At 52.9% G+C, this 14,987-nt stretch carries 13 protein-coding genes and 1 pseudogene; 1 reads left to right on the forward strand and 13 read right to left on the reverse strand.

The window, feature by feature from the left end; all coding sequences use genetic code 11:
* Positions 1–465: 465 nt before the first annotated feature.
* The 8 genes and pseudogenes from NST69_RS16165 to NST69_RS16200 all read right to left on the reverse strand — a co-directional run.
* Positions 466–1,815, reverse strand: a pseudogene (locus NST69_RS16165) (FAD-dependent oxidoreductase); the annotation flags it as partial.
* Positions 1,816–1,828: 13 nt separating this feature from the next.
* Positions 1,829–2,677, reverse strand: a complete 849-nt coding sequence (locus tag NST69_RS16170) for a carbohydrate ABC transporter permease (RefSeq protein WP_342546187.1) — start codon at positions 2,675–2,677, stop codon at positions 1,829–1,831.
* Positions 2,661–3,575 carry a sugar ABC transporter permease gene (locus tag NST69_RS16175; RefSeq protein ID WP_342546188.1) on the reverse strand — a complete coding sequence of 305 codons (915 nt, stop codon included), beginning with the start codon at positions 3,573–3,575 and terminating at the stop codon, positions 2,661–2,663. The genes NST69_RS16170 and NST69_RS16175 overlap by 17 nt, the downstream gene beginning before the upstream one ends.
* An 18-nt stretch (positions 3,576–3,593) precedes the next feature.
* Positions 3,594–4,286 carry a hypothetical protein gene (locus NST69_RS16180; protein ID WP_342546190.1) on the reverse strand — a complete coding sequence of 231 codons (693 nt, stop codon included), beginning with the start codon at positions 4,284–4,286 and terminating at the stop codon, positions 3,594–3,596.
* 86 nt (positions 4,287–4,372) lie between these two features.
* Positions 4,373–5,662, reverse strand: a complete 1,290-nt coding sequence (locus NST69_RS16185) for a sugar ABC transporter substrate-binding protein (protein ID WP_209873778.1) — start codon at positions 5,660–5,662, stop codon at positions 4,373–4,375.
* Positions 5,663–5,792: 130 nt separating this feature from the next.
* Positions 5,793–6,560 carry a response regulator gene (locus NST69_RS16190; RefSeq protein WP_342546191.1) on the reverse strand — a complete coding sequence of 256 codons (768 nt, stop codon included), beginning with the start codon at positions 6,558–6,560 and terminating at the stop codon, positions 5,793–5,795.
* Positions 6,553–8,403 carry a sensor histidine kinase gene (locus NST69_RS16195; protein WP_342546193.1) on the reverse strand — a complete coding sequence of 617 codons (1,851 nt, stop codon included), beginning with the start codon at positions 8,401–8,403 and terminating at the stop codon, positions 6,553–6,555. Before NST69_RS16195 ends, NST69_RS16190 begins: the two co-directional genes overlap by 8 nt.
* A 198-nt stretch (positions 8,404–8,601) precedes the next feature.
* Positions 8,602–9,558: a YafY family protein gene (locus NST69_RS16200; protein WP_342546196.1), complete on the reverse strand. Its 957-nt coding sequence runs from the start codon at positions 9,556–9,558 to the stop codon at positions 8,602–8,604.
* A 101-nt stretch (positions 9,559–9,659) separates the two neighbouring features.
* Here NST69_RS16200 and NST69_RS16205 point away from each other — a divergent pair, with 101 nt between their 5' ends.
* Positions 9,660–10,607 (forward strand): Gfo/Idh/MocA family oxidoreductase, encoded by a 948-nt coding sequence (locus NST69_RS16205; RefSeq protein ID WP_342546197.1) that lies wholly within the window; start codon positions 9,660–9,662, stop codon positions 10,605–10,607.
* Between the two features lie 552 nt (positions 10,608–11,159).
* Here the strand turns inward: NST69_RS16205 and NST69_RS16210 are convergent.
* The 5 genes from NST69_RS16210 to NST69_RS16230 form a co-directional block, all read right to left on the reverse strand.
* Entirely contained in the window at positions 11,160–11,648 is a 489-nt protein-coding gene (locus NST69_RS16210) for a flavodoxin domain-containing protein (RefSeq protein WP_339248852.1), read from the reverse strand.
* A 12-nt stretch (positions 11,649–11,660) separates the two neighbouring features.
* On the reverse strand, positions 11,661–12,560 hold the full coding sequence (locus NST69_RS16215; RefSeq protein ID WP_342546199.1) for a hypothetical protein: 900 nt from the start codon (positions 12,558–12,560) through the stop codon (positions 11,661–11,663).
* 10 nt (positions 12,561–12,570) lie between these two features.
* Positions 12,571–13,194 carry a TetR/AcrR family transcriptional regulator gene (locus NST69_RS16220; protein WP_339248854.1) on the reverse strand — a complete coding sequence of 208 codons (624 nt, stop codon included), beginning with the start codon at positions 13,192–13,194 and terminating at the stop codon, positions 12,571–12,573.
* A 189-nt stretch (positions 13,195–13,383) separates the two neighbouring features.
* On the reverse strand, positions 13,384–14,403 hold the full coding sequence (locus NST69_RS16225) for a hypothetical protein (protein ID WP_342546201.1): 1,020 nt from the start codon (positions 14,401–14,403) through the stop codon (positions 13,384–13,386).
* Positions 14,404–14,475: 72 nt separating this feature from the next.
* Positions 14,476–14,985 carry a GNAT family N-acetyltransferase gene (locus NST69_RS16230; RefSeq protein ID WP_036726510.1) on the reverse strand — a complete coding sequence of 170 codons (510 nt, stop codon included), beginning with the start codon at positions 14,983–14,985 and terminating at the stop codon, positions 14,476–14,478.
* Positions 14,986–14,987: the final 2 nt, after the last annotated feature.

Below are 14,987 nucleotides of genomic sequence, written 5' to 3' on the forward strand. Positions count from 1 at the left end.
CCGCTGCACTAGCCCAATGTGGTCGGTTTTCCGACTACATTCCGCCCATGAACCATTACAGTGCCCAATGTAGTCGGTTTTTCGACTACCTTCCGCCCACGAACCCTCCCAGTGCCCAATGTAGTCGGTTTTTCGACTACCTTCCGCCCACGAACCCTCCCAGTGCCCAATGTAATCGGTTTTTCGACTACCTTCCGCCCACGAACCCTCCCAGTGTCCAATGTGGTCGGTTTTCCGACTACATTCCGCCTACGAACCATCCCAGTGCCCAATGTAATCGGTTTTCCGATTACATTCCGCCTACGAACCATCCCAGTGCCCAATGTAATCGGTTTTCCGATTACATTCCGCCTACGGGACCCTCCCAGTGCCTAATGTAATCGGTTTTCCGATTACATTCCGCCTACGGGACCCTCCCAGTGCCTAATGTAATCGGTTTTCCGATTACATTCCCGCTCCGCAGCTCTATAAAACTACCCCATCCCGCTTCAGCTGCTCCTGCAGCTGAAGGATATCGAGCGTCTGCGGCTTCACCCCTGCGGCCGCCGCGAGCGCCGCAGCTGTTCCGGCCGCCTGACCCGTGGCCATGCAGCTTGGCGTCAGACGGGTCGTGGCCAGCGCTTCGTGCGAGGTCGAGATGCATCGGCCTGCGGCCAGCAGATTGGACACATTGGCGGATAGCAGACAGCCGTATGGAATATCGTACGCGCCGTCTCCGGCGATGAAGGAGGCTGTGACCCCCTTGCCGGACGGATCGTGAATGTCAATCGGGTACCCGCTGCGGGCAATGACATCACTGAACTTGCGGCCTTCTATAACGTCTTCCTTGGTCAGCAGGTAATGGCCTTTGATCCGCCGCGATTCGCGAATGCCGATTTGCGGCGCAACCGCTGAGATCGAAGCCCGTTCGAAGCCTGGAACGTCGCGCTTCAGAAACTCGGCCATGAGTAGCACCTGCTTGCGGCCCTCCTGCTCCGCCAAGGTCAGATCCTCCGCATTCGTTGCATCCAGCCCTTGGACACGGGTGCAGTTGATCAGCACCTCGTCATCAGCCGGACCGGCAAAGAACAACACCTGGTCACGGTTAATCGGTACCTCGGCCCGCTTCCATTGCGAGTAGAATCCGCTTACCCCGGTCAGCGGCAGGTCCGGCAGCTCAGCGATCGGCGTTTTGCTGTAGAACTCTTCAGGATGGCTGATCATATAAGCCTTGACCTTGTGCAGATCAACGCCGCGCATTCTGAACTTCATCGTCATCGGCTGGGAGCGGTTATCCCCCTCCCGGCCTTGCAGCGTTTCGGCCCCGGACAGCTTAGCTACGTCGGCATCTCCGCTGCAATCCACGAAGATGCGCCCTTTGATAGGCGTACGCCCTGATTTATTGGTCACCACGACATGTTCAATCGCGCCGTCACTGACCATCACCTCATCCACAAAGCTATGCAGAAGCAGCTTCACTCCCGCTTCATGCAGCATATCTGTAGCTACCACTTGATAAATCTCAGGATGGTATGGCGTCAGCGTATGGACGAAGCCGACCGTATCCCGGAGATGGCCCGGCGAACCGCCGTTTGCCTGCAGCCGGTCTACGATTTCCTGAGCTATGCCCTTGATCACCTGCTCGCCGCTATCGGTGTGAAAGGTCATCCAAGGATAGACCATAGCAGCGGTGGACATCCCGCCCACGAACCCGTAACGTTCAATGAGCACGGTCTGTGCTCCCAGCCGTCCGGCGGCGATGGCCGCCGTGATTCCTGCCGGGCCTCCCCCCACGACAACGACATCTGCCTCTATTGCAGGATTCATATCATCTACTCCTTTATGTGTGCTATTCCTTCAGCCCCGTCATGGCTACGCCCTCGATGAACCGCTTCTGCGCCATGAAAAAGACGATCAGCAGCGGCACGGTGGCCATGACGGTGGCACTCATCAGATAATGCCAGGAAGTGCCCACTTCATCTGTAAACAACGATAATCCCAGCGGTAAGGTCATCAGCTCACGCGTATTAATGAAAATAAGCGGGTCGAAGAACTCATTCCAGATGGACACGAACGTGAAGATCGTCAGTGTCGCCATGCCGGGACGGGCAATCGGCAGCATAATTGTCCAGTAAATGCGGAACCTGCTGCAGCCGTCGATCATCGCCGCCTCCTCAAGCTCCGTGGGTACAGTAATGAAGAATTGCCGCATCACGAAGATTCCGAACACGCCGCTTGCGCCGAAGATCGGCAGCATAATCAGCGGCAGATGCGTGTCAATCCAGCCCAGATCGCGCATGAACAGGAACATCGGGATCGCCGTCACTTCATGCGGGATCATCATGGCGCTGAGCAGCACCAGAAACACGGCATTTCTGCCTGTGAAGGGAATTTTGGCAAACGCATAACCGGCCAGCGAAGCGAAAAACACCGTTCCCGCCACGACGACAAACGAGATATAGACACTGTTAAAATAGAAGCGGTGAAACGGGATCAGTGTAAAGACATCCACATAATTCCGAAACTGGAAGACCGGCGGAATCAGCTGCGGCGGGTAGGTGAAAATATCCTGCGGCCGTTTGAAGGAGGTGGACAGCATCCACAGAAACGGAACAAGCATAATCAGCGATACCGCCGTTAATGCAGCATACACTCCTGCTACAGACCACTTTTTGCTGTTGTTAGGCGTCGCCTTCATTGAATACCCACCTCTTTCGCAGCTGCCACTGCAGCAGAGTCAAGATCAACACGACAAAGAACAACACAAATGCCAGCGCCGAAGCGTAGCCCATCTGGAACAGCTTGAACGCTTTTTCCCAGATGTAATAGACCAGCACCTTGGTGCTGTTACTCGGTCCGCCCTGGGTCATGACATAGATCTGGCCGAACACCTTCAGCGAGCCGATTACGGTCATCACCACGGTCAGAAATACGGTGGGCGTAATCATAGGCAGGGTCACGTTGAAAAAGGTTTTGGTCTTGCCCGCCCCGTCCAGCTCAGCCGCCTCGTAGAGCGAACGCGATACCTGCTGGATCGCAGCGATAAATAACACCATATTCAGGCCCACGTTCTTCAGTACACTTGTCATAATAACGGCTGGCATCGCCAGTCTCTCATCATACAGCCAGGCGGCTCCTTTAATGTTGAACAACATCAGCAGCTGATTAATTAGCCCGGAATCGGTGGCAAACATATACTTCCAGACGATGGACCATACAATCAGCGAAGTCATTACGGGAACGAAGATCGCGGTGCGGAAGATGCCGATGCCCTTCAAGCTTCGGGATAACAGCAGCGCCAGCATCAGAGCCAGCACAATGTTAAACGGCACCAGACCCAGCGTGAAATAAGCCGTGTTGCCGAAGACCTTCCAGAACAGCGGGTCCACCGCAATATCCTTGTAATTATCCAGTCCGACAAACCGGTGCCCGCCAAGCAGCGGCCAGTCATTTAAGCTCATATAGAGCGCTTTCCCCATTGGAAATAACAATAATAACGTGAACCCGAGCAGCATTGGCGATATAAAAAGCCATCCGGTCACCTGTGCCTCGCGGGCAAGCGGACCCTTGTTTCGTCTCTTGACCTTTCTGTTCATGCCGGAATTCACCGCCCCCTAGCTCAATTTGTCTATAGCACCACGGAATGAGCTAACCGCACGCCGCAGCTCCTCCTCTGTCTTGCCTGTCACCACCGCGCCTAACATGATCGCTTTCACTCCCGCGCGCTGCAAGGACGGTACATCTCCTGTAACCAGCTTACGCTGGGAAGGCACCAGCACGGGAAGACCGGAATGGTCGGCCAGATACCGGTATTTCAGCAGATCTGCGAAGCTAAGACCCGTACCGTATTCGCTGCCAGGCACAATTGATGCTTCAAGCGCCGTGATCCCGAATTGCGCCCCCTCCCGCACCTGACTGAGATCATAGGTGTCATTAATGGCAAAGGTCCGGTCCAAGCTGTGATCCTCCAGCATGAAGGACGGCAGATGATGGGCATAGATCGAATAGAAATCGAACCCGAGCGGAGCAAGCCGCCTAATTTCTTCTTCCGCCACACCTTCTAAGCTGCCTGAAGGAACTACCCCCAAGGGACCGTCAAAGGTAGAGCGGATCTCGCTAAAAATGTCTTCATAGCTGTCAAGCGGACCGAAATGCGTACCACTGGCCCGGTGGCCGACATTAAAATGAACCTTCAAAGCATCGGCGCCTTCCTCAAGCGCTGCCTTTGCCAGTCTTACATCATTGGCAGGAAGGCTGATGATCAAGGACAAGCCGCTTTGCTCCAATCTTTGCTTCAATTTACCCATTGTATTTCGCTCCCCATTTCGGACGGTCCGTCAAGCCGGACACTGCACTCTGCTGAACGTCGGTTGACGGACCCTTGCCCGGAATCTTATTTCAAAATAGCCTCGACATCGCTCTGCATCTTCGCCATGTTGTCCTTGGCGGACGCGGACCTGCCGAACAGGCGGTCAAACCCTTGCAGCACCGCATTGTCGATATCCTGCCAGCGGATGTGGCCCGGAATGATGCGCGCCTTCGGCATTTCATCGATAACCGCTTGCACGATGTGCTCAGCTGGCGGGTTGTTCGGCTGATTCAGGAACGCATCAGAATTGAGCACCGATGTGCGCGGAGGTACGAAATAGGTGGATGTCGCCTCAATGCCTGACTGGCTGGCGAACAGCTTGAGCAGCTTTTTGGCTTCCTCCGGATGCTTGCTGTCCTTGAACAGCGTATAACCTGCTTGGCCCAGCATCGGAACACTGCCTGCCGAGCCGGACGGCATCGGAGCAATGCTCCATTCAAACCCTTTAATGTCACGCGCTTTCGAGACATAGCTGTAGTTGTCGAAGAACATGCCCAGATTCCCTGCGTCGAAGCTGATCTGCTCGCCTGCTTTCGGATGGGATTCATCCTCATACATCATCCGCTCCAGCAGCTCCATGGTCTCCACGCCGTACTGGTCATTCCAGGTGAATGCGGTCAGATCCTCATTGAACGGGCCGCTTCCATAAGACCACGCGTACGAGGACAGAATCGCCCAGGTCTTCCAGTCACGGAAGAAGTTCGCGCCATATACCCGGCCCCCAGCGTCTTTGACAGCAATTGCTTTGGCCGATTCCTCAAAGGTCTTCCAGGTCCATTTCCCTTCGGAGGCCAGCGTATTCGGGTCTGTCAGGTTCGCCTTGTCGAACAATGTCTTGTTGTAGAACATGACCACCGGCGGTGTTGAGAACGGCAGGCCAAGCAATTGATCCCCGTCCCGGAACAAATCGAGTGTGCTCGGAATATAATCGTCCAGGTTAAAGGAAGCATCGTCTTTGAAGGAGGAGACATCCGCCAGAATCCCGTTAGCCTTGAACTGCGGGATCATCCGCTCCGATACCCAGGCGATATCCGGAAGGGATTTCCCTGCGGCCAGCACCGATATTTTCTGCTGATAATCCGTGAATGGCACCGAATCCATAGTCACCTTAATACCCGGATTGTCTGCTTCGAATTGGCTGATCAGCTTGTTGTACACATCCATATGCCCTTGATTGCCCCACATCAAGAACTTTAACTCCACATCTTCCTGTTTCCCGGGACTCTCGGCATTTCCGCTTGCTGCGGGCTTGGCACAACCTGCCGTTAAACCCAGCAGCATGGCTGAAAGAAGCACTGCTCCTGCTTTTTTCATGAATATCCCCCTTTGATATGTTAGTTTTAATGACTCTTTCAGTATAAAGGAGACGTATTCGCTGTAGAAATCATCCAAAATACAGGAATGGTTCGTTATATTTATGTTTTACGTTAGATTAACTAACACTTCACTCTTGACTATTAAATTGATTGCGGTATTCTCCACCCGTCATCCCCGTCTGCTGCTTGAATACCAGCATGAAATGCTTCGGGCTTTGATGGCCGGATAGACGGGCGACATCATAAATTTTGAGCTGGGTATGGCTGAGCAGCCACTTCGCACGTTCCATCCGGGAATCGGTTACATAGTCTGAATAATTGCAGCCCGCCTCCCCCTTGAACAGCTGGCTCAGATACGTAGCGTTCAGATTGACATGGGAAGCTACCGTCTGCAGGCGCAGATCACCGTCAATATGCAGTCTGATATATTCCTTAACATCCCGTATGATCTTGCGTGTATCTCCTCCGCTCTCCACCCGCAGCGGGCCTGTCGTCTGTTCCAGGGAAGATATGCCCTGACGGTTATCGAGCAGGAGCCGTGCTTTTTCCATCACACTAACCAGCTCATGGCGTTCGACCGGCTTGAGCAGGTAATGGAGGACACCGTATTCAATGGCTTTTTGGGCATATTCAAATTCGCCGTATCCGCTCACAATAATGACCAGCAGCCCGGGATACATCGACTTCACCTTTTCGGCCAGCGCCAGTCCGTCCATTTCCTTCATACGAATATCGGTAATCATCACATCCGGCAGCTCGGACTTTAAGTACAGGAGCGCCTCCCGTCCACCCGGCATTTCAGCCGTCACCTCGAAAAAGGGTGCCGACCGGCTAATCAGCTCGCGCATCCCTTGTCTAATCACGATTTCGTCCTCTACGAGCAGCACTTTATACATCCTCTTCTCCCCCTGATTCCGGTATCGTTATCGTAATGGTCACGGCCAGCCCTTGCCCCGGACTTCCGTCAACCGTGAGACTCCCGCCTTCCCCGTACAGCAGCTTGATACGCTGACCGATATTGCGCAGCCCCAGACTCTCCTCCTCGCTGCGTCTAAGCGAATCCATGGAAGGATCTTGTTCGATCTCCCGGTTCAGCGCCGTGAGTTCCTCCTCCTCTAAGCCGTTCCCGTCGTCACGCACCGTAATCAATAGCTCGTTGTCAAAACGCAGCGCTGACACCCAGATCGTCCCCTCTTCTCGCCCGGCGATCCCGTGATCGATGGCATTCTCCACCAGCGGCTGAATGGTGAGCTTCGGAATGCGTAGATGCTGCACTTCCTCTTCAATCTCGTTATGCACCGTCAGCTTACCGCCGAAACGAATTTGCTGGATACGGACGTAAGAGTCTACGAACGCGATTTCCTCTCCCAGCGACACGAGCCGGCCGGCCTTGTCAATGGTATAGCGAAGCAGCTTGCCCAGTGCGGATACCATATCGGATACCTCATCATGCCTGCGCTGGACGGCCATCATATTGATCGATTCCAGCGTATTATAGATAAAATGCGGGTTGATCTGGCTCTGCAGGGCAGACAGCTCAGCCTCCTTTTCCCGGAGTCCAATCACGAGTACCTCATGAAACAGGCGGTTGATTTCCTCCATCATCTTATTAAATCCGCGCCCGAGCTGCCCGAATTCATCTCCCCCCAGCGGACTGACCCGCATGTTGAAATCCCCCCGCTCCACCCTGGACATATTGCTCTTGAGCTCCACCAGAGGGAGGGTGATCCGGTACGATACCGCATAAGCGAGCAGCAGCACTGTCACCAGGCAAAAGAGGGCAAGCCATAACGTAAAAATCATCATCGCGCGCGATTCCTTCAGCATCACTCCAATGGGACTCAGGCCGATGACGGTCAAGCCCGAATACGGGGACTTATGGCTGACAAACAAATAATCCGTGCCTCCCAGCCTCTCCCGCTCCCCGCCATGCAGTTCCTTGATCCGCCCGGAGCCCATAAGCTCGCCGTAGGCCGACTGCCCGTTATCCGGCTTTTGCTCATACAGCAAGCGCTGGTCTCCGTCAATGATCATCAGGTTCGTGGATTGTTCAATCTTCAGCTTTGAGAAGACGGAGCCGAAGGCTGACTGCTTAGCGTCGATGAGTATGTAGCCCAGACGCTTCAGCGTCCTGGGTTCCTTGATCACCCTGGCTACCGAAATATAGGATGAGGGGTCGGTTCCGGCATAATAAGAGGGATGATGCGGAGGAAGAAGGATCCACTCGCCGTCCGACCGTTCCAAGGCGCTGAACCATTCGTCATGCCTGCCATCCCATGAGGTGTTGACCGCCAGCGGCTCCACGTTGGAGAACAGGGTTCCGCTGTTGCTCAGCAGATGGATCCCCCGGATTTCAGGACGATCGTACGCCTGTGCGGAGGTATATAGCTTCATTTTCTGATAATCGTCAGACAGCGCCCATGTGCCTGAGCCCATAGGACCATCGTATTTAGCCAGAATAGATAACACCTGCTCGTCATACAGAGGCATCAGCGACAACCGCTCCAGATCCTTAAGCAGCCTGTCCAGATTGGCGTTAGCCTGTCCGGCGACATCCACCGTATATTGCTTTGTTTTCTCGTTCAAGGTGGAGGAGAAATGACGGTACGTTACCATCCCCTGCACACTTAACGGCAGCAGTGTCAGCATGGTGAACAAGAGCAGCAGTCTGGTACGCATTTTACTTCTTCTCAACCGTAGGATCAGCCCCCGCAGCATCTCATGCCCTCCTTTTGTCAAGTTATCTGACATCCAAACCTCTATACAGTTTATCGTATAATGTTCCGTAATTGAATTCTATCCTCTTATGTTTGGAAAAGGTACGGTTCAACAAAGTCAATAAACCCCAAACCTGCTGAAAAGCAAGGTCTGGGGTCTATTATTTTCACTCTTCGATTGTAGAATTAGTTAACATAATGTTGATTATGTCGCCTTGTTTCAATTATACATTTTATCCCACATTCGTACTTGATTGCTGACGTACTCTCTCAGCTCCGGCGGCCCCACAATTTCAGCATGAACCAATAGCGGCAGCACCCTCGCACAGGCCGAGCTATAGTCATACATATTCACAGTAAACAGCCAGGCATCTCCATCAGATCCGGTATTCATAACCTCCAGCCCCTGCAACATCTGCTCATTCTTAACACGGGTACGGATGACCACCGGATAGAACTCCCGCGCTCTGCTGCTCTGAACGAAGGCTTGCTCTGCTTGACTCCAGTATGCTTGGAGGGAGAAATGCTCAGGGATGGCATAGGTCTCCTCCAATAAAGTAACGGCTGTGAACCGTTCGCACTTGAATGTCCGCAGATCCCCGGCGCTCTCGCAGTAGGCGGCAAGATACCATTCCCCCTGCTTCACGATGAGTCCATAAGGCTGCAGCTTCCGCTGCGAGCTCTCCCCATTCACCTTAAGGTACTCTGCCGTAATCTTCCGCCCCCTCCACACTGCAGTGCGCAGAATCTCAAGATACGGCACCGCTGCCTGACCGCTCCACCACGGCGTATCATCGAACAGAAACCGGCGCTGCGCGGTACGGATATCCTCTTGATACGGAGCAGGCAAGCTTGCTTCCAGCTTCAGGAGCGCATTTTTGAGCAGCAGACTGGTCTCTCCTGAACCGCCCGCCGGCATTCCCATCCCGGTCAAAAATAGCTGGACCACCTCTTCCCCATGCAGTCTCCGCAGACTCACCGTATAGCCTTCCATGAGCGAAATCCCGCCGTTCGGCCCGGTGGTGGTGACCAGCGGGATTCCAGACTCCGCCAACACATCGATATCTCTGTAAATGGAGCGGACGGACGTTTCGAGGGCGCTGGACAGCTCGTTCGCCTTCATCCGGCCCCGGGATTCAAGCAGTAAAAGTATAGCAATCAAACGGTGCAGCCGCATGCGTCTCCTCCAAGCTTCATTATTCGTCATCTATTCTTGCCACTCTGTTGTCAACAATACTGCGTTAAGATGAATGTATCAAAATCAAGGAGCTGCTGCAAATGAATATTGGCCTATTGGGAACTGGATTCGGGGCGTATCACGCCTCTCTGCTGAAGCAAATGGAGTTCGTGGACCGGATCGTGGTCTTTGGGAGAAATAAGGACAAGCTGCTGAAGCTGAAGGAAGAGCTGGGGGTAGAGGTTACAACGTCCATCGAGGACATATTGTCTGATCCCGAAGTGGATGTCATCGATCTCTGTTTGCCTTCTGCGCTACATAAGATCTATGCGGTAGAGGCACTGAGACGGGGAAAACATGTCTTTTGCGAGACGCCGGTTGTTCTGGAGCCTGAAGAAGGACGGGAGCTGCTGGACGCCGAACAGCGGTATGGCCGCAGAATCCTCGTCAATCAATTCATCAAATTCGATTATGCTTATGAATACCTGGAACAATCCGCCCGTGAATCCGCCTACGGCCAACTGCTGCATGTCAGCTTCCGCAGGGAGACCGCACCGGTGTGGGGGGATATGGGCCTGTCTGCCATCGCTGCCAATCTGATGATTCATGACTTGGATGCTATCGCGTGGCTGCTTGACACACCTGTACCCACTTCCGTCTGGGGGACCTCTGGAGGTATGGACGGTCAGGCGCTGGTTCATGCTTCTTTCGCGAAGGCCGGTGTTAGTGCGCAGTTAACCGTCTCTTCACAGATGCCGGAAGCGTACCCGTTCACGGTTGGTTACGAAGCGTATTTCGAGCGCGGCAAGCTGGTATTTCATGAGACCAATGCTGCGAACGGAGAGGTTGAAGCCAGCCTGACCAGCTATACTTCTGAGGGCAAGACGGCTATCCCGGTAATCCCGAACAATCCTTATGAGAAAAGCCTGCGGCATGCCCTGCTCTCTTTGCAGAACGGGACCATCTCCCAACTGTCATTGCAATCTGCACTGAAGTCCGTGGATATGGCCTGTAAGCTGACGGCTCAGCTTACAGTAGCCCCGGTGTAGCGGGCTTTTGGATGGTGTACGGAAAGAGTTGGATTTGCTACACTTGCTGATGAACGAACAGCCCCTGCTGGGGTAACAGTTGGAAAAATGGCACTTGCTTAGGAATATTCTCAGTAAATCTGCAAAATCGCCTCCAGTAGGTGCTGTTTTTCCAATTGCTTAAGGAAATCTATCGGAAAGCGTTGATACAAGATACATTTTTCCATGTATTTTCAGGATTCTGGTGCGAAACCTCGCCCGGGTTGACAGCGAGAACCTGTTTTGGCAGGGGGTTGGCCTCACTTTTTCCTTTTGTTAGTTGCTAAGTTAATGTGATGTGCCGGATTTGAGCGTAGTAATTAGGAGAGCAGGTAATTTTGTTTTACTATTATGAATTTTTCATATAATGAAATATTATAATTATAGGGGGTAGATTTATGTTAAATCATCATTCGATGTTTGGGGCTAGACGTTTGGCGGTTAATCGGTGAGGGGATATGGTTCGAGTTAACATAATTATTTTTATGTTACTTTGCAGTCCCTGCTCATTACAACTATCCCTCGTTCCCTACCCTACTCGCCTGCCGACATCGTATGCGCGAAACGCTCCAGCTTATCCATGGACAGCCCGCCTCCTGTCTTGTGCTCCTTGCCTTTTACCATACGTATAATCCACTTGTCTAAGGCAGATATCCGGTCCGGGTAGATCTCATCGCCCATGATCTCCCTGGCAAGCGCCTTGTTGTAGATAATCTCAGGGTAAGCCTGCTTCAGTTCCTCCTCCCCCTTCTCCCCTGTCATTCCTGCACAGATGAACAATCCCAGCCGTTTGGTTAAAAGCTCTTGCTTGTGCGTTGCTGTGAATGCAGTCATCTCCTTCCGGATTCTGCCATAGTAGATGGAGCCGCCTAGGATTACTGTGTCATAGCCAGTTAGAACCGGCAACTTGCCAGTTCTCAGATTCACCACTTCGGCCGCGTTCAGCCTAGCTTGCAGCAGTAAAGCGGCTTTTTCCGTACATCCGTATTTGCTTGCATACACGATCAAGATCCGGTTGCTCACTTAAGTCCGCCTCTATTCTATAGGTAATGGGCTTGCAGGTGGTGCGGGTTCCTGCGCGTTGCGCAGTACAAGAATGAGACACCAGATGACTGCCAGATTGAAGATTGGGAACAGGATCAACTCTACCATCGAGACATGAACTCCTGCCCTCAGCATCCCAATCATCATGGAGGAGATGGAGGTCAGCAGGGTGGCGGCTTTTACCAGGACGACTGGAGCCAGAAGGTAACCATAAGACTGTCTGCGGACGAGCAATGCGCCTGTTAGAACCATGAGCGGAAGCAATACAGCTAAATCCAGTGCCTGAATCACCAGCGTGGTGTAATGCTCAAGCAGAGCAGGTGCGGTTCCATTCCGCCAGCCGCCGGCAATCCGGCCCAGCCATAGCATAATAATCAGGAAGGCGATCAGCAGCAGGATGAAGCCAATGCTTTTACCCGGAAGCTTCGTCTTCATCAACACCCCCTCCCGCTCCACCGAGCGAAAGACCAAAATAAATGCAAATAAGCTGCCCGAGAACAGCAAGACGTAGACCAGAAACAGATCATTATACATGGCCAGAAAGCTGTATGAAGCATAGGTATAGGTGAAGTATCCGAGCGCTCCGGCCAGCAGCAGCCGACCCCGGATCGTTCCTCTGAGACTCAGCAGCAGGGATACGAGCAGCAAAGGAATGCCCACCACTAATGTAACGCCATCCTGAGCGATCGCCTGTGCTGCTGCGGACAAAGAATCATTCTTGTAGATTCCGCTTCCGTACAATTCAATCTGTTCTCCCCGGATGGTGGTGAAGATGGGATGGCTCCCTTCATTCTCAGCTCCTTCCCCTGAAAATAGCCCGATGCCTGACGCAACAACACCAAGCACTATCACCATCCACGTTAAAAAGGTAATCGTTCGTCTATGGCTCATTCTAATCCTCCTATCCTTGTGCAATATGCACCATGGCTTCTATGTGCCGGGTAATCAGAGCCTCCTTCTGCGCCTCAGGCAGATTCTCCTCCACCATCAGCCTCATAATCAGCCCGAATGCTGCGCTCCAGATGATTTGGGCAGTGAGCTCAAGCTCCCTCTCCTCACAGGAGGCCATCCCGCTGAATTGACGGAGCGTATCACAGAGACCCGCGATCCCGCTGCGTTCCAGGGCAGCCCCCTGATGCAACACCCCGGTGTGGCTAAGCACGGACGGAGAATCATTCAGCATCATACTCCGGTACTGTGAGCCTTCTGCGGTTGTGATCTTAATGAACTGTCTCAGCGTTCGTCTTAAGCGCTCTTCTGGAGATGTTTCATCCGGTGAAGCTTCCGATCCGGCAATTAGTCCGCCCATTAGCTCCCGGTAGCCCCGCTGAAGAAGCTGCTCCACAATGTCCTCTTTTCCCTGAAAATAGTGATAAATAATGCCGGCCGAATACTCCATCCGTTCAGCGATTTTGCGAATCGACAGCTGCCTGATCCCCTTCTCCGCCAGCAGTTCGCCAGCCGTAGTCAGAATCAGATTACGCATCGCTTCGCGCTCCTGCTCTTGTCTCTCTGCTTTGCCCATGATTGTTAGACTCCTTCTGTCAGGGTGTTGCTGTTCCGCTTCGTTGAACACTGTAATGTTTTTGAACATCGTTCAACTTAGATTATAGACGCCGGAACCTGGGAAGGTTGTGATTATTAATACATTACAGCAAAAAAGCCTGAAACCCCGCAGGTGTCTCAAGCTTTCGAGCTTCGGCAGATGCTCTGCCTAATCAATATTAGCGATCTTCCACTCCCCCTGCTTATTCGGCAGCAATGAAATCTCGTAAGTGCCCTCAGTAATATAGCCCTCAGAGGTCATCTGGGTAAACTCCACATAGAAGCCTGCCCGCTTAGTTCCCTCGATAGGAATTCCGACTAAGGTCAGTTTATTGAAGCGGTAGACATTCTTCTTATCCAGCAGGAACTGCAGAGCTTCATTAAGCTGCGGTGATTGCATAGTTGCAGCAAATTTCTCTTTGTCCTTAGCTGCCCAGGCTGCAATACAGTCCAGTGTCTCCCGGAGCGCTTGCTTGTTGCCTGGACTTGTACCTACATCAGGGGCTTTGAAGAACACTCCCGGCTTAATCGGGGGTTGCTTCTCCAGGTATTCCATACCACTCAGCATGGATGTGAAGAGTGGAAGCAGCTTATCGCGTTGCTCATCCTGAATATGGATCTCGGCCCGGTAAGAATCGTTATAGGCTGTGAAAATAAATGCCTCAACCCTCCGGTCCTCCTCCATCCTGCTCCCTTCATATTCCTTGAACTTCAGCAGCCTCCGGTCCGTGCCCGACTCAAACTTCCCTCCAGCTGCATCCTTCGCAGAGCTTAGCTTAATTAACGTAATATAATTATGCTTGTCCGCTGTCCCCCATGCCGTTCTGCCATCCTGTTCAAAACGGATCATCGTCTCCGGCAGAAATACCCCGAGCGGTAAGGTCTGGTCTGCGGAATAATCCGCTTGGACATTGACGCCATCAAGTTGGTAGCCCCTGCCGCTTCCTGAATACTCCCGTACTTCGGGAATCAGCGACACGGATTTAACAGCAGGCGCGGCTGTTGCAGACGGAGCCGGAACCGCGGTTGCAGGAGCAGCTATTGCAGCAGTAGCAGCGGGCGTTGCTGACGCCAGATCGGTGTGCTCTGCACTCGAAGACCCCTGATCCGCAGCATTGCTGCAGCCTGTGCTGATTGCTATTGCAACTGCTATACAGCCCGCTCCCCATAAGCTCATTCGCTTGGACAATCTAATCACCTCAGTTACCAGACGCTGGATACGATCCAAAGTTGCGCTGAAGCCTGCCAGGAATAGGTAAATTTATTTCTTAACCCTATTTGTATTTAATGTGCTGAAGTATTGGCTCGGATTGCCTTGGCGGGAGTTGAACCGCTCCTGGAAATCACCGCCGGTGTAAGCTCCGATAACCCGGTGCCAGAAATCCCTCGCTGGAGTGTTGGCACGAATCTGTGACACCTTCCAGTTGCCGGGGAACATATCGAACAGCCGGTGTGCGGCCCAGGTCCCTACGCCGCTGCGCCGGTAGCGCTGCATTACAAAAAACTCCGTCATATAGAACTCGCCCTCCGGGTCGCGCAGCAGACGGTCGATCAGGGCAAAGCCTGCGACATTGCCGTCTACAGTGAACAGGTAGGCGAATTTATTTTTACCGCTGCTCCAGTAAGCCTCAAGTCCGGGATAGGACGGGAACAATCCTTCACGGTCGACCTGCAGCTCCAGATAGCGGGTAAAGTCATACAAGTAGAACTGCATTAATCTGCTGATAATCTGCTTCTGCTCTTTAGGAACAAGCTCGATTCCAAGTTCCATTC

The sequence above is a fragment of the Paenibacillus sp. FSL P2-0089 genome, assembly GCF_038595095.1.
Lineage (GTDB): Bacteria > Bacillota > Bacilli > Paenibacillales > Paenibacillaceae > Paenibacillus_AQ > Paenibacillus_AQ silagei.